The following is a 261-nucleotide window of genomic DNA, read 5'->3' as shown; positions in this document are numbered from 1 at the left end:
CAGCGACAGCGATTGCGCGGCACGGGCGCTGACGGTGATGTCGGGACCGTTCACCGCGATCCGGTCGGCATGCGGGATCGCGCGCGATTCGAACAGGCCCTTCAGCTTGACGCCCTGCCACTGGCTCTCGCTGAGCAACGTGACGACATTCGACATCGCGTGGATGCGCCCGATCAGCAGCTCGCGCGCGACGTCGATGTCGGCGCCGTGCCGCAGCGTGCGGGTGACGATCGACTGGATCACCGCGAGGATGTTCTTGAC

The 261-nt window shown here is 66.7% G+C and carries 1 protein-coding gene; it reads right to left on the bottom strand.

Annotated features, from left to right (window positions below; genetic code table 11):
* Positions 1 to 261, bottom strand: a 261-nt coding sequence (locus E4U92_RS35705) for an HWE histidine kinase domain-containing protein (protein WP_206666497.1), incomplete at both ends; no start/stop codon positions are given.

It is taken from the genome of Streptomyces galbus (assembly GCF_005280195.1).
Taxonomy (GTDB): domain Bacteria; phylum Actinomycetota; class Actinomycetes; order Streptomycetales; family Streptomycetaceae; genus Streptomyces; species Streptomyces galbus.
This window is presented reverse-complemented; position numbering and strand designations above follow the sequence as displayed.